21 protein-coding genes are annotated in these 23,013 nt (G+C 61.9%); 14 read left to right on the top strand and 7 right to left on the bottom strand.

The features are described from left to right. Positions 1 to 268: 268 nt before the first annotated feature. The 4 genes from AD663_RS09570 (at position 269) to kefC (ending at position 4,849) form a co-directional block, all read left to right on the top strand. Positions 269 to 979 carry a response regulator gene (locus tag AD663_RS09570; RefSeq protein ID WP_003180186.1) on the top strand — a complete coding sequence of 237 codons (711 nt, stop codon included), beginning with the start codon at positions 269 to 271 and terminating at the stop codon, positions 977 to 979. Beyond that, positions 976 to 2,322 carry an ATP-binding protein gene (locus AD663_RS09565; RefSeq protein ID WP_003180185.1) on the top strand — a complete coding sequence of 449 codons (1,347 nt, stop codon included), beginning with the start codon at positions 976 to 978 and terminating at the stop codon, positions 2,320 to 2,322. Before AD663_RS09570 ends, AD663_RS09565 begins: the two co-directional genes overlap by 4 nt. A 177-nt stretch (positions 2,323 to 2,499) precedes the next feature. Beyond that, positions 2,500 to 3,021: a glutathione-regulated potassium-efflux system oxidoreductase KefF gene (gene kefF, locus AD663_RS09560; RefSeq protein ID WP_003180183.1), complete on the top strand. Its 522-nt coding sequence runs from the start codon at positions 2,500 to 2,502 to the stop codon at positions 3,019 to 3,021. A gap of 1 nt (position 3,022) precedes the next feature. Further along, a complete protein-coding gene (gene kefC, locus AD663_RS09555; RefSeq protein ID WP_053213616.1) occupies positions 3,023 to 4,849 on the top strand; it encodes a glutathione-regulated potassium-efflux system protein KefC in 1,827 nt (608 codons plus the stop codon). A 157-nt stretch (positions 4,850 to 5,006) separates the two neighbouring features. Here the strand turns inward: kefC and AD663_RS09550 are convergent, their stop codons facing one another. After that, complete coding sequence (locus AD663_RS09550) at positions 5,007 to 5,870, bottom strand: aldo/keto reductase family oxidoreductase (RefSeq protein ID WP_053213615.1); 864 nt, start codon at positions 5,868 to 5,870, stop codon at positions 5,007 to 5,009. Between the two features lie 100 nt (positions 5,871 to 5,970). On the opposite strand from AD663_RS09550, the gene AD663_RS09545 reads away from it, so the two are divergent. The 7 genes from AD663_RS09545 (at position 5,971) to AD663_RS09510 (ending at position 13,163) form a co-directional block, all read left to right on the top strand. Further along, positions 5,971 to 6,900: a LysR family transcriptional regulator gene (locus AD663_RS09545; RefSeq protein ID WP_003180178.1), complete on the top strand. Its 930-nt coding sequence runs from the start codon at positions 5,971 to 5,973 to the stop codon at positions 6,898 to 6,900. Positions 6,901 to 7,076: 176 nt separating this feature from the next. Further along, positions 7,077 to 7,760, top strand: a complete 684-nt coding sequence (locus tag AD663_RS09540; RefSeq protein WP_053213614.1) for an SOS response-associated peptidase family protein — start codon at positions 7,077 to 7,079, stop codon at positions 7,758 to 7,760. Between the two features lie 17 nt (positions 7,761 to 7,777). After that, complete coding sequence (locus AD663_RS09535) at positions 7,778 to 8,656, top strand: NmrA family NAD(P)-binding protein (RefSeq protein ID WP_053213613.1); 879 nt, start codon at positions 7,778 to 7,780, stop codon at positions 8,654 to 8,656. Positions 8,657 to 8,730: 74 nt separating this feature from the next. Continuing rightward, entirely contained in the window at positions 8,731 to 9,111 is a 381-nt protein-coding gene (locus AD663_RS09530; protein WP_003180173.1) for a RidA family protein, read from the top strand. A gap of 554 nt (positions 9,112 to 9,665) precedes the next feature. After that, positions 9,666 to 10,034: a DUF6124 family protein gene (locus tag AD663_RS09520; RefSeq protein WP_053213611.1), complete on the top strand. Its 369-nt coding sequence runs from the start codon at positions 9,666 to 9,668 to the stop codon at positions 10,032 to 10,034. A 529-nt stretch (positions 10,035 to 10,563) separates the two neighbouring features. Continuing rightward, positions 10,564 to 11,115 carry a thioesterase family protein gene (locus AD663_RS09515; RefSeq protein ID WP_053213610.1) on the top strand — a complete coding sequence of 184 codons (552 nt, stop codon included), beginning with the start codon at positions 10,564 to 10,566 and terminating at the stop codon, positions 11,113 to 11,115. Positions 11,116 to 11,399: 284 nt separating this feature from the next. Next, positions 11,400 to 13,163, top strand: a complete 1,764-nt coding sequence (locus AD663_RS09510) for an L-lactate permease (RefSeq protein ID WP_053213609.1) — start codon at positions 11,400 to 11,402, stop codon at positions 13,161 to 13,163. A 135-nt stretch (positions 13,164 to 13,298) separates the two neighbouring features. On the opposite strand, the gene AD663_RS09505 is transcribed toward AD663_RS09510, so the two are convergent. Further along, positions 13,299 to 13,634 (bottom strand): hypothetical protein, encoded by a 336-nt coding sequence (locus AD663_RS09505; RefSeq protein WP_003180164.1) that lies wholly within the window; start codon positions 13,632 to 13,634, stop codon positions 13,299 to 13,301. A gap of 247 nt (positions 13,635 to 13,881) precedes the next feature. Here AD663_RS09505 and AD663_RS09500 point away from each other — a divergent pair, with 247 nt between their 5' ends. After that, entirely contained in the window at positions 13,882 to 14,538 is a 657-nt protein-coding gene (locus tag AD663_RS09500; RefSeq protein ID WP_003180162.1) for a polysaccharide lyase family 7 protein, read from the top strand. A gap of 18 nt (positions 14,539 to 14,556) precedes the next feature. On the opposite strand, the gene AD663_RS09495 is transcribed toward AD663_RS09500, so the two are convergent. The 3 genes from AD663_RS09495 to AD663_RS09485 form a co-directional block, all read right to left on the bottom strand. Then, positions 14,557 to 15,789 (bottom strand): nucleoside permease, encoded by a 1,233-nt coding sequence (locus tag AD663_RS09495; protein ID WP_033045968.1) that lies wholly within the window; start codon positions 15,787 to 15,789, stop codon positions 14,557 to 14,559. A gap of 63 nt (positions 15,790 to 15,852) precedes the next feature. Beyond that, positions 15,853 to 16,929 carry a sugar phosphate isomerase/epimerase gene (locus AD663_RS09490; RefSeq protein ID WP_053213608.1) on the bottom strand — a complete coding sequence of 359 codons (1,077 nt, stop codon included), beginning with the start codon at positions 16,927 to 16,929 and terminating at the stop codon, positions 15,853 to 15,855. Between the two features lie 17 nt (positions 16,930 to 16,946). Next, the gene (locus AD663_RS09485; RefSeq protein WP_053213607.1) at positions 16,947 to 18,113 is read right to left on the bottom strand and encodes a Gfo/Idh/MocA family protein; all 1,167 of its coding nucleotides are present in this window, start codon (positions 18,111 to 18,113) and stop codon (positions 16,947 to 16,949) included. A gap of 166 nt (positions 18,114 to 18,279) precedes the next feature. Here AD663_RS09485 and AD663_RS09480 point away from each other — a divergent pair, with 166 nt between their 5' ends. Continuing rightward, the gene (locus tag AD663_RS09480) at positions 18,280 to 19,281 is read left to right on the top strand and encodes a LacI family DNA-binding transcriptional regulator (protein ID WP_003180154.1); all 1,002 of its coding nucleotides are present in this window, start codon (positions 18,280 to 18,282) and stop codon (positions 19,279 to 19,281) included. Positions 19,282 to 19,337: 56 nt separating this feature from the next. On the opposite strand, the gene AD663_RS09475 is transcribed toward AD663_RS09480, so the two are convergent. Together AD663_RS09475 and AD663_RS09470 are read right to left on the bottom strand one after the other, a co-directional pair. Beyond that, a complete protein-coding gene (locus AD663_RS09475; protein WP_003180152.1) occupies positions 19,338 to 20,429 on the bottom strand; it encodes an SMP-30/gluconolactonase/LRE family protein in 1,092 nt (363 codons plus the stop codon). A 96-nt stretch (positions 20,430 to 20,525) separates the two neighbouring features. Further along, a complete protein-coding gene (locus AD663_RS09470; RefSeq protein WP_003180150.1) occupies positions 20,526 to 21,656 on the bottom strand; it encodes a sensor histidine kinase in 1,131 nt (376 codons plus the stop codon). A gap of 219 nt (positions 21,657 to 21,875) precedes the next feature. Between AD663_RS09470 and AD663_RS09465 the strand changes: the two genes are divergently transcribed. Next, positions 21,876 to 22,841, top strand: coding sequence for a DMT family transporter (locus tag AD663_RS09465; RefSeq protein ID WP_033045967.1), 966 nt, complete (start codon positions 21,876 to 21,878; stop codon positions 22,839 to 22,841). The last annotated feature ends 172 nt before the right edge of the window (positions 22,842 to 23,013 follow it).

Here is a 23,013-nt window from a genome sequence, read left to right as displayed (position 1 = left end):
GGGAGCTTGCTCCCGCTTGAGTGCGAAGCGCTCATCGCTTTTTTAGGGCGGCTCCACGACCCAGCGCGAGCGAGCTCCCTCGCCACGGGGTTGGTGTAGGGCTGGTTTTTAACTGACTGGCATCGAGGCCATCCTGCCGCTGCTTTTTTGCCCGAAGATTTCCAGAACATTGCCCATCCGCAACTTTATTTCCGCATTGAAATATATGACTCAGGCCATGGATTGCCCCTAGTATCGCCTCCTGTATTCATCATCCTGCGTGCCCGCCGTGAGCCATTTACTACTGGTCGACGATGACCTCGAAGTCCTCGCCCTCTTGCGCAAATTCCTTGAACAACACGGCTATAGCGTGGAAGTGGCGGCCGACGGTGCCGCGCTGTGGCAGGCGGTCGAGCGGCGGATGCCGGAGCTGATCATCCTCGACGTCATGTTGCCCGGGGACAATGGCTTGCTGCTCTGCCAGCGCCTGCGGGCCGAACATCGGGTCGGCATCATCATGCTCACCGCCATGGGCGAGTTGAGCGACCGTGTCGTCGGCCTGGAAATGGGCGCGGACGATTACCTGACCAAGCCCTTCGACGCGCGGGAGCTGCTGGCCCGGGTGCGCGCCGTGCTCAGGCGCACCGGCGAGGCCAGGGGCTCGCTGATTGACACTTCGCGGCCGATCCTGGAATTCGAAAACTGGCAACTGGACGTCACCCGTCGTGAACTGCGCTCGCCGGAAAGAGTCATGATCCCGCTGTCCACCGGCGAGTTCGAACTGCTGCTGGTATTTGCCGAGCATCCGCGCCGTGTGCTGAGCCGCCAGCAGTTGCTGGATCTGGCACGCGGGGAAACCTTCGACGCTTTCGACCGCAGCATCGACGTCCAGGTCAGCCGCCTGCGGCGCAAGCTGGAAACCGATGTCACCGGCGCGTCGATGATCCGCACCGTGCGCAACAGCGGCTATCTGTTCAGCCCCCACGTGGTGAAACGATGAAATGGCCACGCCCGGGCCCGCCTCGCCCGCGGGACACGGTGGCGCGCTGGATCGCTCTGACCACACTGGTCGCCATGCTGACCTTGTTGGCCCTCAATGAGCTGTTCAGCCTGCTGGCCGGTGCTTGGGCGCGCCCTCCCCTGATGGAAACCGGCCTGATGGATAAGGCCGCCGCCATTACGCGCATCGTTGATTCCGTCGCACCGTCCCAAAGGCCGGGCGTCGCCATGGCCGCCAGCGACCGGGGTTTCAACGCGCAATGGTTGCGGCACTACGAAGATGCCCGGTTGCCGGTGATCGACGACCCGGAGTTCAACGAAGGTTCGGCCTTCCTGCGCCAGCAACTGGGCCGGCCGGACGCCAGGATAGAAGTCTACGAGCCGGGCGACTGGCCGGACAGTCAACCCGGTGGTCAGTACGCTGCGATCATTGAATTGAGCGACCATTCGTGGCTGATGTTCTCGGTGCCATCGCGCAGCTGGGGGTTAGAAGAATGGTTACGCAACCTGATCATCATCGCCCTGATTCTGCTGTCGACGTTGAGCGTCGCCCTGATCGCTACGCGGCACCTGGCCGCGCCCCTGGAGCACTTCGCCGAAGGCGCCAGGCGCTTTGGCGTCGATCACCAGGCGCCACCCATTCCAGTCATCGGGCCCCACGAAATCCGCCAGGCGATCCTCGCCTTCAATGCCATGCAGGCCCAGCTCAAACACTACCTGCAGGACCGCACGCAGATGCTCGCCGCTATTTCCCACGACTTACGGGCGCCATTGACCCGCATGCGCCTGCGCGGGGAATTCATCGAAGACGCCGAGCAACAGTCCAGGTTGTTCAGGGACGTGGATGAAATGCAGGCGATGGTCAATTCGGCCCTGGAGTTCTTCCGCGACGATGCGCGCCTGGAAACCGCCACCGCCTTCGACCTGGCCGAGTTGCTGCACACCATTGTCGACGATCTCAAGGATGCCGGCATCGAGGTTTCCTTCGACGGCGCCCATCGCCTTGTCTATGTGGGTCGGCCCATCGGCATCAAGCGAGCGCTGATCAACCTGATCGACAACGCCATAAAATATGGGCACGAACCGGCCATCCGGCTGGAGGTCGACGCCCACCGAGTGGTCATTCGCATCCTGGACCGAGGCCCAGGCATCGCCCCTGAATACGCTGAGCGGGTATTCACGCCGTTCTTTCGCATCGAAGGCTCTCGCAACAAGCACACCGGCGGCGTCGGGCTGGGCCTGTCGGCGGCGCGGGCGACAGTGCTGGAGCATGGCGGCACGCTGATCCTGAGGAATCGACGGGGTGGCGGATTGGAGGCCAGGGTCTCGCTGCCGCTTGACTGAAGTGCCCGATGTACCGATCCGCTCTAAACATTCAGCGCCTTCCTCGGTAGGATGTCCGGCTTTTCCGGCCTGGACCCTGTTCCGGGAAGGCGCTCTTGTTTGTATCGCTCGACCCAATGCCATCGTTCGCGCTCACGACAGACAGGAATCGACGGAGCCAAACCAAGGAATTCACCGATGATTCTTATCATTTATGCGCACCCCTACCCCGACAAATCGCGGGTCAACCAGCAGATGCTCAAGCGAGTGTCGACCAACCCGGACGTGGTCATACGTTCGCTCTACGCGCTTTACCCCAACTTCGATATCGACGTCGAGGCGGAACAGCGAGCGGTGGAACAAGCAGAGCTTATCGTCCTCCAGCACCCAATGTACTGGTACAGCGCACCGCCCCTGCTGAAACTGTGGATCGATAAGGTGTTCACCCACGGCTGGGCCTACGGTAAAGACGCCGTTGCCCTCAAAGGCAAGCGCTTGCTGTGGACCGTCACCACCGGTGGCGATCACGCGCATTTTGCAATCGGCGACTACCCCGATTTTTCGGCGCTGGCCCAACCTCTTCACGCCACGGCCATTTACTGTGGCATGCGCTGGCTGGAGCCGGTGGTCGTGCATGGCGCCTATGCCGCCGACCCTGACGCCCAACACGCACAAATCGAACACTATGGCGCTCGCCTAGCCGCCTGGAAGGAAGATTGAAATGGAGACGCACAGCCTGATTGAACTGCTCATTTACCTGGGCTCGGCGACGTTGATCGTGCCGATCGCCGTCCGGTTGGGCCTGGGCCCGGTGTTGGGTTACCTGCTGGCCGGGTGCATCATCGGCCCGTGGGGGCTGAAGCTGATTACCGATGTAAAAGCGATCCTGGAGTTCGCTGAAATCGGCGTGGTGCTGATGCTGTTCATCATCGGCCTCGAGCTCGACCCCAAACGGCTCTGGGCCCTGCGCAAGATGGTGTTCGGTGGCGGTGCCCAGCAGATGCTCGCCTGTGGCGCTGCCATTGGCTTGTTCTGCACGGCCCTGGGCCTGAACTGGACGGCAGCGCTGCTGGTCGGCCTGACCCTGAGCCTGTCCTCCACGGCCATCGCCATGCAGGCCATGAACGAACGCAACCTGACCGCCACCGCCGTCGGCCGCAGCAGCTTCGCCGTGCTGCTGTTCCAGGACATCGCGGCCATTCCGCTGGTGGCGATGATTCCGTTGTTGTCGGCCCACGGCGACACGCCTTCGGGCACGGCGCTGTTGCTATCGATTGGCAAAATCGTCGCCGCCATCGCCATCGTCGTACTGTTGGGACGCTACGTGACGCGACCGCTGCTGCGCTTCGCAGCGCGGTCAGGCTTGCGGGAGATTTTCAGTGCCGTGGCGCTTTTCCTGGTGTTCGGCTTTGGCTTTCTGCTGGAAGAAGCCGGTTTATCGATGGCCATGGGCGCGTTCCTCGCCGGGGTCCTGCTCGCCAGCTCTGAATACCGCCATGCGCTGGAAAGCGACATTGAACCGTTCAAAGGCCTGTTGTTGGGTCTGTTCTTCATCGGTGTCGGCATGTCGATCGATTTCGGCACCCTGATCAACGCACCGCTGAAAGTCATCACCCTGACCCTGGGTTTCATCCTGATCAAGCTGCTGGTGATCAAGATGGCGGGCCGGTTCCTCAACGTCCCCGCCGCCCAGCGCTCCTGGCAGGCGGTGTTACTGGGCCAGGGCAGCGAATTCGCCTTCGTGGTGTTCGGCGCGGCGACCGTGGCCGGCATCTTGACCGATCAATGGGGCAAGAGCCTGACCCTGGCGGTGGCCCTGTCCATGTGCCTGACGCCCTTGCTGATCGTGTTGCTGGAGCGCTTCGAGTCCGTCGCCAAGAAAAACAAACGCGAATCCGACCTCGTCGACCAGCAGAATCCACGAGTGATCATCGCAGGGTTCGGGCGTTTCGGGCAGATCGCCGGACGTCTGTTGATGTCTTGCGGCGTCGAGGTGGTGGTATTGGATCACGACCCCGACAACATCGAGACGCTGCGTAAATTCGGTGTGAAAGTCTTTTATGGCGATGCCACGCGCCTCGACTTGCTGCACGCAGCCGGCGCGGCCCAAGCGGTGGTGCTGATCAATGCGATCGACGATCGAGAAGACAACCTGACGCTGACCCGCCTGGCCCAGGAGCACTTCCCCGCGTTGCAGTTGATCGTGCGGGCGCGGGACATGGGGCACCTCATCATCCTTCGGCAGATGGGCGTGGAGGCGGCTGAGCGGGAAACCTTCGAGAGTGCGCTGTCATTGGGTCGCAGTGCGCTGGAGCACATGGGCGTCGGGGCTTACGAAGCGCGCGAGCGGGCGGATCAGTTCCGCCGACTGAACCTCAAGATGCTGGAGGAAATCGTCGCCCAGCCGGAAGACGACCTCAAGTTCCGCCACGATGCCTTTCGGCGTGCCAATGCGCTGCTCACGGACATGTTCAACGAAGACCGTGCCCGCCCCGTCGACAACTGGCAGGAACACCATCGCAACGAAACGGAAAAGACGACTGGTTGACCGGCGTCACACACGCCCGAATTTACACCGGTACGCCACCGGCGTAAGCCCTTTCAGTGCCTTGAACATCCGCTGCAAATTGGAGCGCCGCGCTGGCCAACGTCGCAGGCCGGTTGTTGATACCGGAAGATGGCGAGACGTTGGCTTTCCTGGCGGCCTAGACCAGTGCGTCCAGCTCGGCGAGCATCGGTGCGGGGATGCTCAGCTCACTCGCGGTGAGATTCTCCCGCAGGTGCGCCAAGGACGATGTGCCGGGAATCAGCAGGATATTCGGCGCACGTTGCAGCAGCCACGCCAGGGCCACGCACAGCGGTGACGCCTCCAGGCGCGCCGCCACGCTGGAAAGGGTCTCCGATTGCAGCGGTGTAAAGCCGCCCAGGGGGAAGAACGGCACATAGGCGATACCCTGCTGGCCCAGGTCAGCGATGAGTTGTTCGTCGTCGCGATGGGTCAGGTTGTAGTGGTTCTGCACACAGACCACCTGGGCAATGCCCTGGGCCTGCTTGACCTGCGCTGCCGTGACGTTGCTCAGGCCCAGGTGGCGGATAAGGCCCTGGCGCTGCAACTCGGCCAGCGTTGTGAACGATTGCTCGATGGAATCTTCCGTGGGCGAATGCAGATCGCCCCATACCCGCAGGTTGACGACCTCCAATACCTCCACGCCCAGGTTGCGCAGATTGTCGTGGACCGCACGGGTCAACTCGGCTGGGCTGTGGGCCGGGTTCCAGGACGCGTCGGCGCCACGAACGGCGCCGACCTTGGTGACGATGACCAGGTCCTGGGCGTAAGGGTGCAGCGCTTCGCGGATCAGCTGATTGGTGACATGGGGCCCGTAGAAATCGGCGGTGTCAATGTGGTTGACCCCGCTCGCCAATGCTTCGCGCAGCACGGCGACGGCGGCCGCCGGATCTTTCGGCGGTCCGAAGACCTGGGGCCCCGCCAACTGCATCGCGCCGTAACCCATGCGATTGACCGTGCGGTCGCCCAGTAAAAAAGTGCCTGCCTTGCCTGCAATGTTCATGTCGTGCCCCTTGGATCAATATGATTGAGCCGACTATAGGCGTTGACCATTCCCTTGATAATCAGGTGCAATCAGCACGGGCTGTACGACGGAGAGAACAATGGCGACGGATATACAAGACTTGCTGGCCTTCGTGGCGGTGGTCAATGCGGGCGGCTTTCGTGAAGGCGCACGGCTAAGCGGCAAATCCGCTTCCAGCCTCAGCGATGCCGTAAGGCGCATGGAAAGCCGTCTGGGCGTGCGCCTGCTCAACCGCACCACGCGCAGCGTCGTGCCGACCGAGGCCGGTGCGCGGTTGATGGAGCGCATCGTGCCGGCGCTCGGCGAAGTCGAATCGGCGCTGGACGTGGTCAACGATTTCCGCGACCGCCCCTCAGGCACCCTCAGGCTGAACGTGCCGGTCAGTGCCGCCCGCCTGGTGCTGCCTTCGATCATCACGCCGTTTCTCAAGAGCCATCCAGATATTCGCCTGGAAGTGGTCGCCGAGGAGAGCTTCGTCGACATGCTCGCGGCTGGGTGCGACGCCGGTATTCGTTACGATGAACGCCTTGAGCAGGACATGATCGCCATCCCCATTGGTCCAAGATTCCAGCGCTTTGCAACAGCCGCCTCGCCCGCTTATCTGGACGCCAGGGGCCGGCCCGAGCATCCGCGGGATCTGCTCCAACACGCGTGCCTGCGCGGCAAATTCCCCAGCGGCGCGTTGCCGCTCTGGGACTATGAGCGCAACGGTGAGACGGTAAGTGTCGACCCCAGCGGCCCGTTGATCGTGCGGATCGGCGGCGCGGTGGACCTGTCGGTGCAAGCGGCGGTGGATGGGTTGGGCATCGTCTACCTGTTCGAGGACTGGCTACGCCCCTACTTGGACAGCGGCGTCCTGGAGCCGGTACTCGAACCCTGGTGGCAGCGCTTTACCGGACCGTTCCTCTACTACCCCGGCCGCCGCTACCTGCCCTCGCCGTTGAGGGCTTTTGTGGATTTCATCAATGCACAACAGCGTGGAAACGAGCCTGCTCGCGAAAGGCGATAGTGCATTCACCCCATTGCCCACTCGTCCCCCCGCCGCAAGGATTTTCGAACCAAGCCATTCGCCACGGCTCGGACCTACATGACACCGCTGAAAGCCCCGATGACGCGCTTCGACCGTCGCGGCCTGAACGGCGGGTACATCAAGAATGCTTTGCGTTTCACTGCCGGGAGTTCGTTATGTGTGACCGTCTTGTTCAGCACGTTTCTTCAAAAGACTCCTTGGCGTATTTCGCCCAGCGAGACACGCCCGGCAGTCGTTGCGGTGCAAGCGTGACGCCCTTGGACCTGTACGTGACAACACCGTCCAGGGTCCAGGACCGCCAGAGCCTGATCGAGCCAAACATGCAGGTCAGCGCCATTCGCCGTCGCGGTGGGCACTTGGAGTGCATCAAGGTTCGCTGGGGTTGGTCGCCGATCTGGTCGGTCGGAACGATGCCGCCGCTGACCCATCTGCCTTTGCATCTGGTGATGCGTTCCAAGGTCTTCGACCCCATCAAGCACGAAGGCCGCGTACTGGTCGCCGTGGAGGGTTGGTATGAGTCGCAAGCTCCCGCCTCGCCCGCTCAGGCGCAACGCCTCACCTACACGACCGCCCGGCAGTCGGCCCCGATCTTCCTGGCCGCCCTGGCCCAGGCCAGCGAGACCCCGTTTGGCTGTGACGGCCTGGCCCTGGTGACGTATGGCGACATCGCCAACCAGCGGCAGCGGGTACTGGCCTTCAGTGCCGAAGATGCGCTTGACTGGCTGGAACCCGCGCTGGGATGGGAACAGGCACAACAGCTGGCCGCACGCCTGAACGGCGCGCAACCGCACCTTGAGCCGGCAATGACACCCCACCGTCCGGCCCAGGGCGGACTTTGACTTTGGGAGATAAAGCCATGTACGTGATCATGGGCGCCACAGGCCACGTTGGCTCGGCCACGGCCCGAGCCTTGCTGGCGCCAGGGCATGCCGTGATTATCATGACCCGCAACGCCACCCACGCGACCGAATGGCGCGCCAGGGGCGCTCAAATCGTCGAAGCGGACGCCGAAAACGTCGAGTCGCTGCGCGCCGTCTTTCGGCTCGGGCGCAGGGCGTTCATTCTCAATCCGCCGGCTGCTCCCAGTACCGATACCGATGCGGTGGAACGGCGCACGGTCGCCAACATCCTGGCCGCACTCGACGGATCGGGCCTTGAGAAAATCGTCGTGCAATCCACCGCCGGCGCCCAACCCGGCGAGCGTATCGGCGATCTCAGCGTCTTGTGGGAATTGGAGGAAGGGCTGCGCAAGCAGTCGATCCCGGCGGCGATCAATCGCGGGGCTTACTACATGAGTAACTGGGACAGCCTGCTCGATACCGTGCGCGAGACCGGCAAGCTGCCCACGCTGTTTCCAGCCGACCTGGCCTTCCCCATGGTTGCGCCCCGGGACCTGGGCGAAGTGGCGGCCGCGCGGTTGCTATCGTCGGTTGATGACGTTGGCGTGCGTAACGTGCAGGGGCCTCACCTGTACTCACCCAACGATGTGGCGCAGGCTTTTTCCCAGGCGCTCGGCCGACCGGTCGAGGTACAGGTGATACCCAGGGACCAATGGGAAAGCACCTTCCGGGGCCTCGGTTTCAGCCCTGCTGCGGCGCAATCCTATGCGCGCATGAGCGCCGTCAGCCTCGACAGTGGCTTCGACGTGGGCGACGACGTCGTGCACGGCACCCTGACGCTTGAGGCCTACATCCAGGCGCTGGCGCAAAACAACGGGCTGGGAGCGCACGAGTAAAGGAATGCAGGAACGACGCAGCAATGGACGGTAAACTGCGGCGGTCCTTTTTCTTTTCCAGCACGAGGCTTTGCATGAGCAACCCAGACATCACGTTTATTCCAGATCCGGATGCGGACTCCATTTCCTCCGACGTCGCCGGTTTCGGCGGCCTGCTGGTTTCCACGCAAATCCCCACCCACGCCGACGGCAGCCTGGAATTGGGTGACATCACGCTTCAGAGCGAATGCACGCTGCAAGCCCTCAAGACCGCCCTGGAGGGCGCCGGCAGTTCCATGGATCGCGTGCTGCACTTGACCATTTACCTCACTGACATGGCGGATCGTGCGGCATTCAATGAAGTCTACAAGCGCTTCTTCGCCAAACCGTGGCCGGTTCGCGCCGCCGTGGGCGTGGCGGCGCTGGCAGTCGAGGGAATGCGGGTGGAAGTGACGGCGATGGCGGCGAAAGGCTGACATTCTCTGCACATCGCCGCTCCAATTGTGGGAACGAGCTTGCTCGCGATGGCGGCCTTACAGGCAGCCCGCAAAATTGAGCCAACATCAATCCCCGTGGCGAGGGAGCTTGCTCCCGCTGGACTGCGCAGCAGGCCCAAGCTCTTTGTACCAGCACAATTCTTGGGGCCGCTGCGCGACCCAGCGGGGATAAATCCCCTCGCCACAGGGGCTGTGTTTATCCAGATGTAGGATTGCTCTGATTCCGGCTACGTTGTCTTGCGTCATTACCTACCACTACGCCAGAATCCGCCGGCTTGTGCGCCATGGGGCTGGGCTCTATCGTTTCCGGGTCGCTGAGAATCAGCGATCGGGTTTGGTAGCCCGGCTTTGACTTGTCGCATAGCCCCTCTAACAGAGGCCCTTTGGTATCTGTTTTTTATGGCGGTCATGCGCAGGGCGTCCTCGGACGCGCCGGTTCTCCAAGTCACCGGTCTACCAACCCGCGTATGGCCGCCACCCTTCGTTTGGTAGCGAGGGTGATGGCTCTCCTTTTAAGATTTGGAGATTCATCTATGTTCAAAGTAACGCCCAACCCACCGGACACCGATCCGACTTCACCGCGCAAAAAAACCAACACCCAGAAACTCGACGAAGCTGCCGAGCGCGCCCTTGACTACTACCTCAAGCCCAAACCTAACAAGTGCGAAGCGGATCCCCTTCACGGGCAGCTATTTACGGTCGTCAAGGACATCGACACCGAAAGCCTGCTCGCCAACCTCAGCGAAACCCTGGCCTCGGCCAATGTCATGGTCAGTGACCTGGCCTTTGAGCTTGAAGGTTCACGACGCCACTTTGCCTTGGGCATCCAGCAACTGATCGAACTGAGCGGACTGCTGGCGAACCGCGCACTAGACAACGTCGAAGCTCACCCGTCGCCATAATGCATCGCTCTTGTGGCGAGGGAATTTATCCCCGCTGGACTGCGTGGCAGGCCCGATATCTTTGTTCCGGCACAGATTTTGGGGCGGCTTCGCCACCCAGCGGGAGCAAGCTCCCTCGCCACAGGTGTGTGTGTATTCAGATATAGGGTTGCTCTGACTCAGCTCTTTTTGGCATCTGTCATGGCGATCATACGCAGGACACCCCCAACCCAATTGTGGGAGCTTGCTCGCGATGACGGCCTTACAGGCAGCCCCCGAAATTGAGCCAAACATCAATCCCCGTGGCGAGGGAGCTTGCTCCCGCTGGACTGCGCAGCAGGCCCAAGCGCTATGTTTCGGCATAAGACTCTTGGGGCGGCTGCGCCACCCAGCGGGAGCAAGCTCCCTCGCCACATCAGCCTGTGCACGGACCCAACATCCCAAACATGCCTCAAATGCGCGATTGCCGTGAAAATCGTCATTTACGCACCTAGCCCGCACCCGGCGCCGGGGACTAAAGTGCGCCGTTTTCCCCTCCCATGGCGCATTTATGAATCTCTGGTTCCGACTTCTGCTAATGCTGTTTCGTCGTCCCTGGCGCAAAACCACGGCGCCCCTGGACACCACTGTGGTGCGCATGCGCGTCTGGCCGCTGGACCTGGACCTCAACCGCCACGTCACCAACGGGCGTTATTTCACTCTGGCCGATGTGGGCCGCATGGATTACGTGCTGCGCAGCGGCGCTTATAAAGTGGCGTTGCGCAACCGCGCGGTGCCGATTGTGGGAGACGTCTGGGGCAAGTTTCGCCGGGAGTTGAAGCTGTTCGAGGCCTTCGAGGTGCACACCCGAATGCTCGGCTGGGACGACAAGTGGACCTTCATGGAGCACCGCTTCATGAGCCAGGGGCGCATGGTCGGGGTGGTGATCATGCGCGGCCTGTTCCGCTCGGCCAAAGGCACGATTGCGCCGGGTGAGTTCATTCGTGAATTAGGGTTGGCCGAACAGTCCCCGGCGATGCCCGATTGGCTTACCGACTGGTCGCAAAGCTGCGACGGCTTGAGCCGTGAGCTTCGCCAGGAAGAAAGCGAGCGCACGCATTAGCCGGCACACCACTTCCCTCTGTGGTGAGGGGATTTATCCCCGATGGAGTGCGCAGCAGGCCCAGGCTTTTTCTACCGACACAAGATTCTTGGGGCGGCTTCGCCACCCATCGGGGATAAATCCCCTCGCCACATCGCTCGCAGGCGCCAGTCCGGTCCAGCGGGAGCAAGCTCCCTCGCCACGGGGCATTACCTGATCCACATGGCCGCGCCAATCCCCGCCTATACTTTTCTGCCAATCCCCCCGGGGCCTGCACTTCCAACAATAAAAAGCAGAGGTGGAACATGGTCTGGCAACAAGTCTACGATCCCTTCGGTAATGCGGTGCTGTCGACGTTTCTGGCGGCGGTCCCGGTGGTGGTGATGCTGGCGTCTCTGGCGTTCTTTCATATCAAGGCACACCTGGCGGCGTTGCTGGCCCTGGCCTCGGCCTTGCTGATCGCGATTTTCGCCTTCGGCATGCCCGCCGGCATGGCCGGGTCGGCGGCGCTGTATGGCGCAGCCAACGGTTTGCTGCCCATTGGCTGGATTGTGCTCAACATCATTTTCCTGCACCGGCTGACGACCGAGAACGGTTCGTTCAAAGTGCTGCAGGATTCCCTGGCGCGCATCACCGACGACCGGCGCCTGCAATTGCTATTGATCGCCTTCTGTTTCGGTGCGTTCTTCGAGGGCGCGGCGGGTTTCGGCACGCCGGTAGCGGTGACCGGGGCGATCCTGATCGGGCTGGGTTTCTCGCCGCTGGCGGCCTCGGGCCTGGCCTTGATCGCCAACACCGCGCCCGTGGCGTTCGGCGCCCTCGGTACGCCGATCATCACCCTCGCCAAGGTCACCGGGCTGGATGAAATGGAGCTGTCGATGATGGTCGGCCGGCAGTTGCCATTTTTCTCGGTGATCGTGCCGTTCTGGTTGATCTGGGCCTTTGCCGGTTGGCGCAAGATGCTGGAGATCTGGCCGGCGATCCTGGTGGCCGGCGTCAGCTTTGCCATCCCGCAATTCCTCGTCTCCAACTACCACGGCCCGATGCTGGTGGATGTGATCGCCGCGCTGATTTCCATGGCCTGTCTCACCGGCTTCCTCAAGGTCTGGAAACCAGCCACGGTGCACACCTCCGCCGCGCTGTCGGGGCGCCACGATGACTCGAAGATCGACGCCAGCGAGGCGCAGGAACCGGTGGCCAGCGGTGCCTTCGCCGGCGATGCTAAACCTGCGGTGCTGCGGGCCTGGATGCCGTGGATCATCCTCACCGTGTTCGTGTTCGCCTGGGGCACCCAAGGCTTCAAGAACCTGTTCGACACCCGTCCGGCGCTAGACCCACAAACCCAATCGGCCAAGCTTGATCCCCAAGGCAAGCCGATGCGCGAGGCGAATTCGATCTTCTCACCCCTGCTGACCTTCACCACCCTGCACCAGCAGATCGAAAAGGTCCCGCCGGTGGTGCCTCAGCCTAAAACCGAAGAGGCGATTTACAAGTTCAATTGGTTCACCGCGACCGGCAGCGGCATCTTCCTGGCGGCCGTTCTCGGCGGTTTGCTGATGGGTTATTCGATCCCGCAACTGCTGCGCCAGTACCTGCGAACACTCTGGGTGGTGCGCTACTCGCTGATCACCATCGTGGCGATGCTGGCGTTGGGGTTTCTCACGCGTTATTCGGGACTGGACGCCACCATGGGCCTGGCCTTTGCCGCGACGGGCATTTTCTATCCGATGTTCGGCACTCTTCTGGGCTGGCTCGGGGTGGCGCTGACCGGATCGGACACGGCGTCGAACGTGCTGTTCGGTGGCTTGCAACGGGTCACGGCGGAACAGTTGGGAATCAGTCCGGTGCTGATGGCGGCGGCGAACAGTTCCGGCGGGGTCATGGGCAAGATGGTCGATGCCCAGTCGATCGTGGTCGCTTCAACCGCGACACGCTGGTACGGCCACGAAGGGGAAATCCTGCGCTACGTGTTTTTCCACTCGGTGGTGCTGGCGATTCTGGTGGGCGGGCTGGTGACGTTGCAGGCGTATGTGGCGCCGTTCAGTCATATGGTGGTGGGAGGACGTTAGCCAGGATTGGCTGTGGTGGCGAGGGAGCTTGCTCCCGCTCGATTGCGCGGCAATCGCATAAAAAGGGCTGCTACGCAGCCCAGCGGGAGCAAGCTCCCTCGCCACAGGTAAGCTTACTTACCTGTACGGCACTGCTTACTGAACGTTCTTCAGCTTGATCACATCACCGGACACCGAGGTGGTGTAACCGCTCAGGACCCAGGCCCAGAACCAGTTTTCCTGGACTTGGGTGTTGATCATGGCGTCACCGCCCTTGGCCTGGATCGCTGCGGTCTGGGCGCGCACGAAACGGCTGTTCTGACGGATCGGGATCAAGCCGAACAGCATCAGGCCGGTGGCCGACGCTTCGCTGTGGCCGACAACGGTGTATTGGCTGCTGTCGTATTGCTGGGTTTTCATCGGGGCGCCAGTGCAACCCGCCAGGGCCAGGCCCAACAGTGTGGCGGCAACGACTTTACTGAAGTGATTCATTTGAGGCTCCATGGATAAACGCCCGGGATCCATCTCTCGGGCGGCGCGTACTCTAACCGATCAGCAACAAAAAGACACAACGTCATCTCGCCCATTCAAGGGCCCTAGAGGCTCATCGCAGAGCCATCCGTCAGTTGGGCCTCCAGCGAAACAGACTCCCGTCGATAGCATGAAACTACGCCACGGAAGGCAATTTCCTTGTCTTGAAGGCCGCCAGATAACGGCCGGTCCCGTTGGAGGTTTCATCATGATTGACGTCACTGTCTGGAGCGTTACCCTGCCGGTGCAAACGCCCGCGCAGGTCGTGGCGACCAAAGCCATGCCGAGTTTGAATAACAAATATTTCGACAATAACGGCCAAAGGATCGTTTTTTGGGCACCTGTCACCGGCTCCCATACCGGTAACAGCGACTACCCGCGTTCCGAACTGCGGGAAACCAGCAAAGACGGAAAACATCGCAACTGGCGCTACAACAGCGGCACCAACACGCTCAAGGGCGAATTGTCGGTGAACCAGGTGCCTTCGGAAGGCCGCGTGGTCGTGGCGCAGATCCACGCCAAGGATGCACCGACGCCCTTGTTGAAGCTGGTGTACCGCTACGAAAAGGGCATCGGCAATATCGACGTGGAATACCGGGTCAAACCCAAGGACAAGAAAAGCCCGGTGATCTATACCGTGCCCAAGGTGCCGTTGAATAAATCCTTCTCGTACACATTGCAAATGGACAAGCAAGGCCAGCTCTCGGTGCTGATCGGCAACAGTGGCAAACAGGTGATGCTGGACAAGTCCTGGCAGGGCTACGACTTCTATTTCAAGGCCGGCGTCTACACTTTGGATAACAAGGGCTACTCCAATGAAGGCGGGAAAGTCACCTACACCAAACTGAGCGCCAGTCACAAATGACTGACGCCCAGCCCTGCTTCAGGCCTTTGACGGCACGACGAGCGCCTGCTGGCCACGGAAGGTAAAAAGGAAACAGACCAACACCACTAACGCGAAACCGGCCGGGAACAGCCAGATGCTCTGCCAGTCATGCCCACCTGCCGCGACAAAGTGATCGGTCACCTGCCCCGCCACCCAGAAGCCGATCAGCATCCCCAAGCCATAAGTCGCCAGCGTAATCAGCCCCTGGGCCGAGCTGCGCAAATGCTTCGGCGCCTGGGCGTCGGTGTAGATCTGCCCGGAAACAAAAAAGAAGTCGTAGCAGATGCCATGCAGGGCAATGCCGGTGAACAGCATGAACGCCAGGTCGCCGTTATTGCCGTAGGCAAATAACACGTAGCGCAACGCCCACGCCAACATGCCCACCAACAGCGCCCGCTTGATACCGAAGCGCTGGATGAACAGCGGCAACAGCAGCATGAACAGCACTTCGGAGACTTGTCCGATGGCCATCTTCGCTGTCGGGTTGGTCATGCCGGTTTCAGCCAGGAACGGATTGGCATTCTGGTAATAGAACGCCAAGGGAATGCAGATCAGGATCGAGGCGATAAAGAACACCAGGTAGCTGCGGTCCTTCAACAGCCCCAAGGCATCCAGCCCCAGCAATTGCTTGATACCTCCAGCGTTCGCCTGGTCCTTGAGCGGGGCCGTGCCTGGCAGCGTGATGCTGTAGAGACCCAAGACCAGCGAGGCGATGGCCGCCATGAGGAAGGTATTGCGCAAACCGCCGGTGGAGATCGCCTCGCGTGAGTCCCAGGCAAACACAAAGCTGATGACCACGCCGGCGACGATCCAGCCAACGGTGCCCCACACCCGGATGCGGGAGAACTCCAGCGCCGGGTCGCGCATCTGCCGGAATGCCACCGAATTGACCAGGGCCAGCGTTGGCATGTAGACCACCATGTACGCCAGCACATACGGGTAGAACACGCCGAAATCAGGCGCCGAGTACAGCTGGAACAGCAACACCGCGCCCAGCAAGTGCAGGACCGCGAGGATGCGCTCGGCGTTGAAGTAGCGGTCGGCGATCAAGCCGATCACGAATGGCGCGATGATCGCCCCCCACGACTGGGTGGCAAACGCCATCCCGACCTGCCCGCCGCTGGCTCCCAGGGTGCTGGAAAGAAAAGTACCGAGGGTGACGAACCAGCCACCCCAGATGAAGAATTGCAGGAACATCATCACGCTCAAGCGCGCATACATTGGGCTCATGGCCGTCACCGTTTTTATTTGTTGTTCTTGTTAAAACCAAATGCTGCTTATGTGTCGGGCCGGTTATCTCGACAGACCCAACAACCGGCGATTGGAGTCTTCATCCGCCGTCACCCCGGCAAAATCGTCGAACGCCTTGCGGGTCTTGTTGATCATGTGCCGCTGGATGAACGCGGCGCCTTGCGCGGCGCCTTGCTGCGAATCCTTCAGGCAGCATTCCCATTCCAAGACCGCCCAACCGCTGAAGTCGTATTGCGTCAGCTTGCTGAAAATCGATTTGAAATCGATCTGGCCATCGCCCAGGGAGCGGAACCGGCCAGGGCGATCGACCCAGCCCTGGTATCCGCCGTACACCCCGGAACGGGCATCCGGGCGGAACTCGGCGTCCTTGACGTGAAACATGCGGATGCGCTCGTGGTAGCGGTCGATGAAGCCCAGGTAATCCATCTGTTGCAGCAGCAAATGGCTGGGATCGTAGAGAATCGCCGCCCGCGGATGATGGTCGACGGCTTCCAGGAAACGTTCGAACGAGGCGCCGTCGTGCAGGTCTTCGCCGGGGTGGATTTCGTAGCACAGGTCCACGCCAGCCGCATCGAAGGCATTCAGAATCGGCAACCAGCGACGGGCCAGTTCGGCAAATCCTTGCTCAACGAGACCGTTGGGGCGTTGCGGCCACGGGTACATGTACGGCCACAGCAGCGCACCGGAAAACGTCGCGTGTGCCTTGAGGCCCAAGCGTTGGCTGGCGCGGGCGGCGAGTTTCAATTGCTCGATCGCCCACTCGGTCCGCGCCTCGGGCTGGCCACGCACATGCGCCGGGGCAAAGTCGTCGAACAGCGCGTCGAACGCCGGGTGCACCGCCACCAACTGGCCTTGCAGGTGCGTCGACAGCTCACTGATCTCAACGCCGAATTGCGCGCAAGTAGCCTTGAGTCCGTCGCAATAATCCTGGCTCTCGGCGGCCCGGGCCAGGTCGATGTACTGCGTGCCCGACGTTGGCAATTGCACCGCTTTGTAGCCTTGCGAGGCGGCCCACTGGGCGATGTTGGCCAGGGTGTCGAACGGCGCTTCGGCGGACATGAACTGCGCCAGGAAAATACCCGGGCCGCGCAGGCCCGTCGGGGTTTGAGGGCTGGACATTACAAGGCTCTCCGGATTCATGCGGTGCAGACCAGTTCGGTCCATTTGGCGTTGCCGCGGTGGTTGGCGATGGCGGCTTCGATGAACGCCATGCCCCGCAGGCCGATGTCGATGCCGGGTACCCCCGGGACTTCGTGGCCGTGGACATCGCCGCGAATGGCGCGGGCGAAATCGCCGTAGAGATTGGCCATCGCCTCCAAATACCCTTCCGGATGCCCCGCCGGCAGGCGCATGCGCTGGGTCGCGGCCTCGCACAGCCACGGCTGGCCGACTCCGGATCGCAGGATGCGCATGGGCTGGTCGAGGGCGCGGTGGATCAAGCTCGCCGGTTCTTCCTGGCGCCATTCCAGCGCGCCCTTGTCGCCATAGACGCGGATTTTCAGCGGGTTCTCTTCGCCGGCGCAGACCTGGCTGGCGATCAACACGCCACTGGCCCCGTCGCTCATTTGGAACAGTACCGACACATCATCATCCAGCTGTCGCCCCGGAAGATGGGTGCCCAACGCGGCGCAGATCCGCTCGATGGGTTGGCCGGCAACAAATTCGGCCAGGGAAAACGCATGGGTGCCAATGTCACCGATGCAGCCGCCCAGCCCCGACTGGTGCGGGTCGTCGCGCCAGCCAGCCTGTTTGTTGCCTTGGCCAGCGACGTCCTGGCTCAGCCAGCCTTGCGGGTATTCCACCAGCACTTTGCGCACCGCACCGATCACGCCCGAGCGCACCATGGCCCGGGCCTGCCAGACCATGGCGTAACCGAGGTACGTGTGGGCCAAGCCATAGAGCCGGTCGCTGCTGTGAACCACTTCCTTCAAGGCGAGCAGTTCACGCAGGCTCATCGCCGCAGGTTTTTCGCTGAATACATGGAAACCGGCCTTCAACGCCTGGCTGGCTATCGGGGCGTGCAGATGATTGGGCGTGACGATGACCAGCAGCTCCATGCGCTGGTCCGCCGGCAACGCCGCTTCGGTGTCCAGCAGGTGCTGCCAGTCGCTGTAGCAGCGGGACGCGGGCAGGCCCAGGGTCGCGGCGGTTCGCTGATTGTTCTGGACGTCGCGGCTGAACGCGCCGCACACCAGCTCGAAACCGCCGTCCAGCCCGGCCGCCTGGCGGTGGGCCTGGCCGATGAAAGCGCCCTCGCCACCGCCGACGAAGCCCATTCTTATTTTCGGTGCTACAGGATTCATCGCGTTTCTCTTCTCGTCAGGATGACGATGTAACCGGTTACATCATGGCGGAAATCTAGGCTCAGTTTTCCGGCGTGTCAAACCCAAAGGGTTCACGCCTGGACATTTGTAACGCGCCCAACCTGCGGTAAGCTCCCCAGCCGTACCCCTGTTTGCTGAGGTGATTTTGTCCAACATTCGTGAAGTGGCCCGGCTCGCGGGGGTTTCGGTGGCCACGGTGTCCAGAACGCTGAAGTCGCCCGAACGGGTGCTTCCCGAGACGCGGGACAAGGTCAATGCGGCGGTGGAACAGGCCGGTTATCGACCCAACCTGATGGCGGTGCAGTTTCGCTCCCGCCGGACCGGCAACCTGGTGATTCTGGTGCCGGCCATCGCCAACACGTTTTTCGCCCGGGTCATCAGTGGCGCGCAGCAGGCCGCGCAGGCGGCGGGTTATCGATTGCTGCTATGCGACACCCAGGGCCGGGAGCAGATCGAGCGCGAGTTCGCTGCCCTGGTCTACGCCCATCAGGCCGACGGAGTGATCCAGCTGCGCGCCAGCGATCCTTTCCAATCGCTCCCCCCGGGTGTCGATTCCCTGCCGCTGGTCAATGCTTGTGAAGTGGTCAAAGACGCGCCCTTCCCGACCATCAGCCTCGACAACCAAGCCGCCGCCCAAGCCATGACCGAGCACCTGATCGGCCTTGGTCACCGGCGCATCGGTATCATCAAGGGGCCCCGCAGCAGCCCGCTGACCCTGGACCGTGTCGCCGGTTATCAGCAAGCCCTGGAGCAGGCCGGCATTGCGCTCGACCCGGGTTTGATCTGCCATGGCGATTTCACGTTGAAGGCCGGGTACGAGGGCGCCGGCGCCATGCTGGAACTGGCCGACCGCCCCAGCGCGCTGTTCTGTGAAAACGATGAAATGGCCATCGGTGCGCTCAAGCGCATCAAGCAGATGGGCCTGCGGGTGCCCGAGGATATTTCCCTGGTAGGTTTTGATGACATCCCCTTCGCCGCGTATTGCGACCCGCCCCTGACCACCATTTCGCAACCTGCCGAAGCGTTTGGCCAAATAGCGGTGCAGATGCTGATTGCGCTGATCGAGAAGAAGCCGATTGCCGAGCGGCATGTGTTGCTGCCGTTTGAGTTGACGGTGCGGGGCAGTACGGCGCTGCCGGGCCGTTAACAGTAACCGCACCTGTGGCAAGGGAAATGGCTCCCTTGCCACAGCGATACCTGCACTCAGGCGAACGTCGCCCCGCGGGTATTGACGAACAGCGAATACAGCGAGTGGCTGCTGGCCATGAACAGCCGGTTGCCTTCCCTGCCGCCGAAACAGATGTTCGGGCAACGCTCCGGCAGGGAAATGTGCCCGATGGCCTTGCCTTCCGGATTGAACACCCGCACGCCGTCGAGTTTTTCCAGGTCGGCCTTGGGGTCGCCGTTGCCGCCCCAGCCGCACCAGAGATTGCCGCTTTCATCGCACTTGATGCCGTCGAGGGCGGCGTAGTCCAGGCCTTCGATGTGCTTGCGCCGTTCGCCCAGGGTGCCGTCGTCCTTGACTGTGATCGCCCAGACCAGGCGGTTGGGCTTGGCGCGACCTTCAACCACGTAGAGGATTTTCTCGTCCGGGGAGAAACACAGCCCGTTCGGCCCCGCCAGGTCGTCGATTACCCGGGTGACTTTGCCGGTTTCACCATCGATGCGGTACACCGCGTGGGGTTGGGTAGGCGCGATCTTGTGCCCTTCATAGTTGTTGCCGGTCTGGAACGGTGGGTCGGTGAACCAGACCGAACCGTCCCGCTTGCAGACGATGTCGTTGGGTGAGTTAAACGGCTTGCCCTCGAAACTGTCCGCCAGCACGGTCAGGGTGCCGTTGTGTTCGGTGCGGGTGATGCGCCGGCCTTCGCTCGTAGTGGTAGAGCCTTCACACACCAGCAATCGCCCCTGGCGATCGCGGCACATGCCGTTGGAGAAGTTGGAATTCTCACGGTAGACCGACAGGCTGCCCGTCACTTCATCCCAGCGCACGATGCGGTTGTTGGGAATATCACTGACCAACAAGTATCGACCGTCGCCTATCCACACCGGCCCTTCCGCCCAGCGCAGGCCGGTGGCGAGCTTCTCCACGCTGGCGTTGAAAATGCGCAAGTCCATGAAGCTGGGGTCGAGGATATTGACCAGCGGGTCCGGGTAACGCTGGCTCAGAGGCTCGGCTTGAGCGAGCCCTGGCAAGTTGCCCAAGGTGGCGGCAGCGGCCGAGACCACCAGCGATTTTTTCAGGAATACCCGGCGGCCCTGATCGGCGGCGGTTGCAGTTTGCGAAGCATCCATCGTGCGTCTCCGTTAATTATTATTGGACGGGACGACAGTTTTACTACGTGATAAGACATCGTACAAGTATGAACCCCAGCCCACCGAAACCATCGATCAGTCAGAGTGCAGCGGGATACGAACGGTGAACGTGGTGCCCGTTCGCGCCTTGGAGTGAACCTCGATGGTGCCTTGGTGAGCCGAGACGATCGCCGAGGCGATGTGCAAGCCAAGCCCTAACCCGGCCGCAGGACCGTATTGCATCTCACCGCTGCGCAGATGTCGGATCATCGGGTTGAAGATGCTCGCAATCGCATCTTTCTCGATAGGCTGGCCCTGGTTGTTGATCGCAATGACCGCCATATCTTCTTCGGTGCTCAACGAAACCGTGACCGGCGTGCCCTCGGTGCCATGCTGGACGGCATTGCCGATCAGGTTAGCGAACACCTGCTCCATGCGCGCCGGGTCAAAGCGTCCTTCCAGCGGACCGGTGGTTTCAAAGAGGATCGTGTTTTCCGGGTGATAGGCCCGCGCCTCCTCCACCATCCCTTCGCAAGCCGCCACCAGGTCGCCCTTGAAACGCTGCACCGGAATGCCCGCTCCCAATTGGGTCCGGGTGAAATCCAGCAAGTCGCCGACGATTTTATTGGCGCGCTTGACGCTGGTGTAGATGCGCGATGTGATCTTGGTGGCTTTGGCGGGCAGGTCTCCGGCCCGCAGCAGCACCTCGGAACTCAACAGGATCGCCCCCAATGGGCTTCGCAGGTCATGTCCGAGGATGCCAAGAAAGATGTTGCGCGACGCATCGACCGCCCCCGAGTAGCTGACGACAGACTCCGCCAAAGCTTGGTCCACGGCCTCGTTGAACCGAATCACGTCGCTCATGACCTGATCGTGATCCAGTCGTGTGTGGGGCATCCAGAGCATAAGCACACTGGTACGCAGCGCCCGATACTCCGAGACCATTTGCTCCACCGTAAAACCCGAAGACTGACGAATGATCGCATGGGTTTCGGCAGCGGTTTCGGCTTCAACCGGCGGGGCCTCGCCGTGGGACTTGGCGATCTGTTCCCTGCGCGTTTGCGGCGTGCGCAGGTCAGTGGCGATGGTGTGCAGCATCTGCATGGCATGGTCGCGCAGGGCTGCCGAATCCATGCCATGGGAAGCGGGGGTAATGGTTTTGGCGAAGTCTTCCCACGCCTGCAGAATCGGCTCGATATTGTCGAGGATGAAGTCGGCCAGGCGCATGGATAGCTCCGCAAAAGGGGAAATGATGTAAACAACACAACGGTTCGATTGTTGTACAGCAAAGCGTGGGGTTGCGTGCGATGTCTTGCGAAGGCGTCGCCGTGCCGACAAAGCCGTCATGTGGATCTTGGCCTTGTCTCTAGCCACTCCATAGGGTAAAAAACCATGTTGTACGACAACCTATAACTAAAAAATAATTCGACCCTTCGAGACGCTGCCATGACTCGCTCTACCGCTGCACCTGCCTCCCCCACTCCTTTACCACGCCACCTCGCAGTACTCGTCCTGCTGTGCATGGGCTGCGCCTTCGCCGGCAACCATGTCGCCGCGCGGGCGGCGTTCGACGACGGTGCCGGTGTATTGCTGGCCATCCTGCTGCGCTCGGGCGGGACGCTGCTGGTGCTGGCGGCGATGGTGCTGTGGCAACGCCAAAGCCTGCGCTTGCCGCCCGGCGCCTGGCGCTGGCAATTGACCCTGGGGCTGTTGATCGGTGCGCAGAGCCTCTGCCTGTATTCAGCCGTGGCGCGGGTGCCAGTGGCGTTAGCGCTGTTGGTGGGCAATGTCTTTCCGATTCTGCTCGCGCTGCTGACATGGGCCTTGGGCGGGCCACGGCCGACCGCGCGCACCGCCGCGTTGATGGGCATGATCCTGGTGGGGCTGGTGTTCGTGCTGGAGGTGCCAGCCCGGCTATCGTCCGAGCAAAGTGTCGGCCCGCAATGGTTGCTTGGGGTCGGCCTGGCCTTCTGTGCCGCGTGCGTCTTCGCCTGCGCGCTGTGGATCACCGACCACAAGCTGTCCCAGGTGCGCGGCTCGGTGCGCAGCCTGTTGACCATTTTCATTGTCTTCAGCAGCGTCAACCTCGCCGGCCTGACCGGTGCCCTGCCCGGCGGTTTCGACCTTCCCGCCACCAGCACCGGCTGGTTCGCCCTGGCGACGTTGGTGGTGCTCTATGGCACCGGGTTTATCGTGCTGTTCATTTCCGTGCCCCGCCTGGACATGCCGCGCAATGCCCCGGTAATGAACATCGAACCGCTGGCGACCCTGTTGATCGGCTGGCTGGTGCTGGACCAGATGCTCAATCCCGGCCAGGTACTGGGTGGCGCGATTGTGGTGGCGGGCATTGTGTTGCTGACGTATCGCAAGGTTGAGCGGGTCAAGGCGCCGGTGGCTGGCGCTGCACGTTAGATCAGGCTGAACACTGTTGTGGCGAGGGGATTTATCCCCGATGGCTGCGAAGCAGCCCTGAAACCAGCCGCCCCCGTACATCAGACTGATGACGGTTTAGCCTTTTGGGGGCTGCTTCGCAGCCCATCGGGGATAAATCCCCTCGCCACAATAGCTCCCGTTGCCACAATAA

This window comes from Pseudomonas sp. Q12-87, assembly GCF_001269755.1.
Classification (GTDB): domain Bacteria; phylum Pseudomonadota; class Gammaproteobacteria; order Pseudomonadales; family Pseudomonadaceae; genus Aquipseudomonas; species Aquipseudomonas fluorescens_S.
This window is presented reverse-complemented; position numbering and strand designations above follow the sequence as displayed.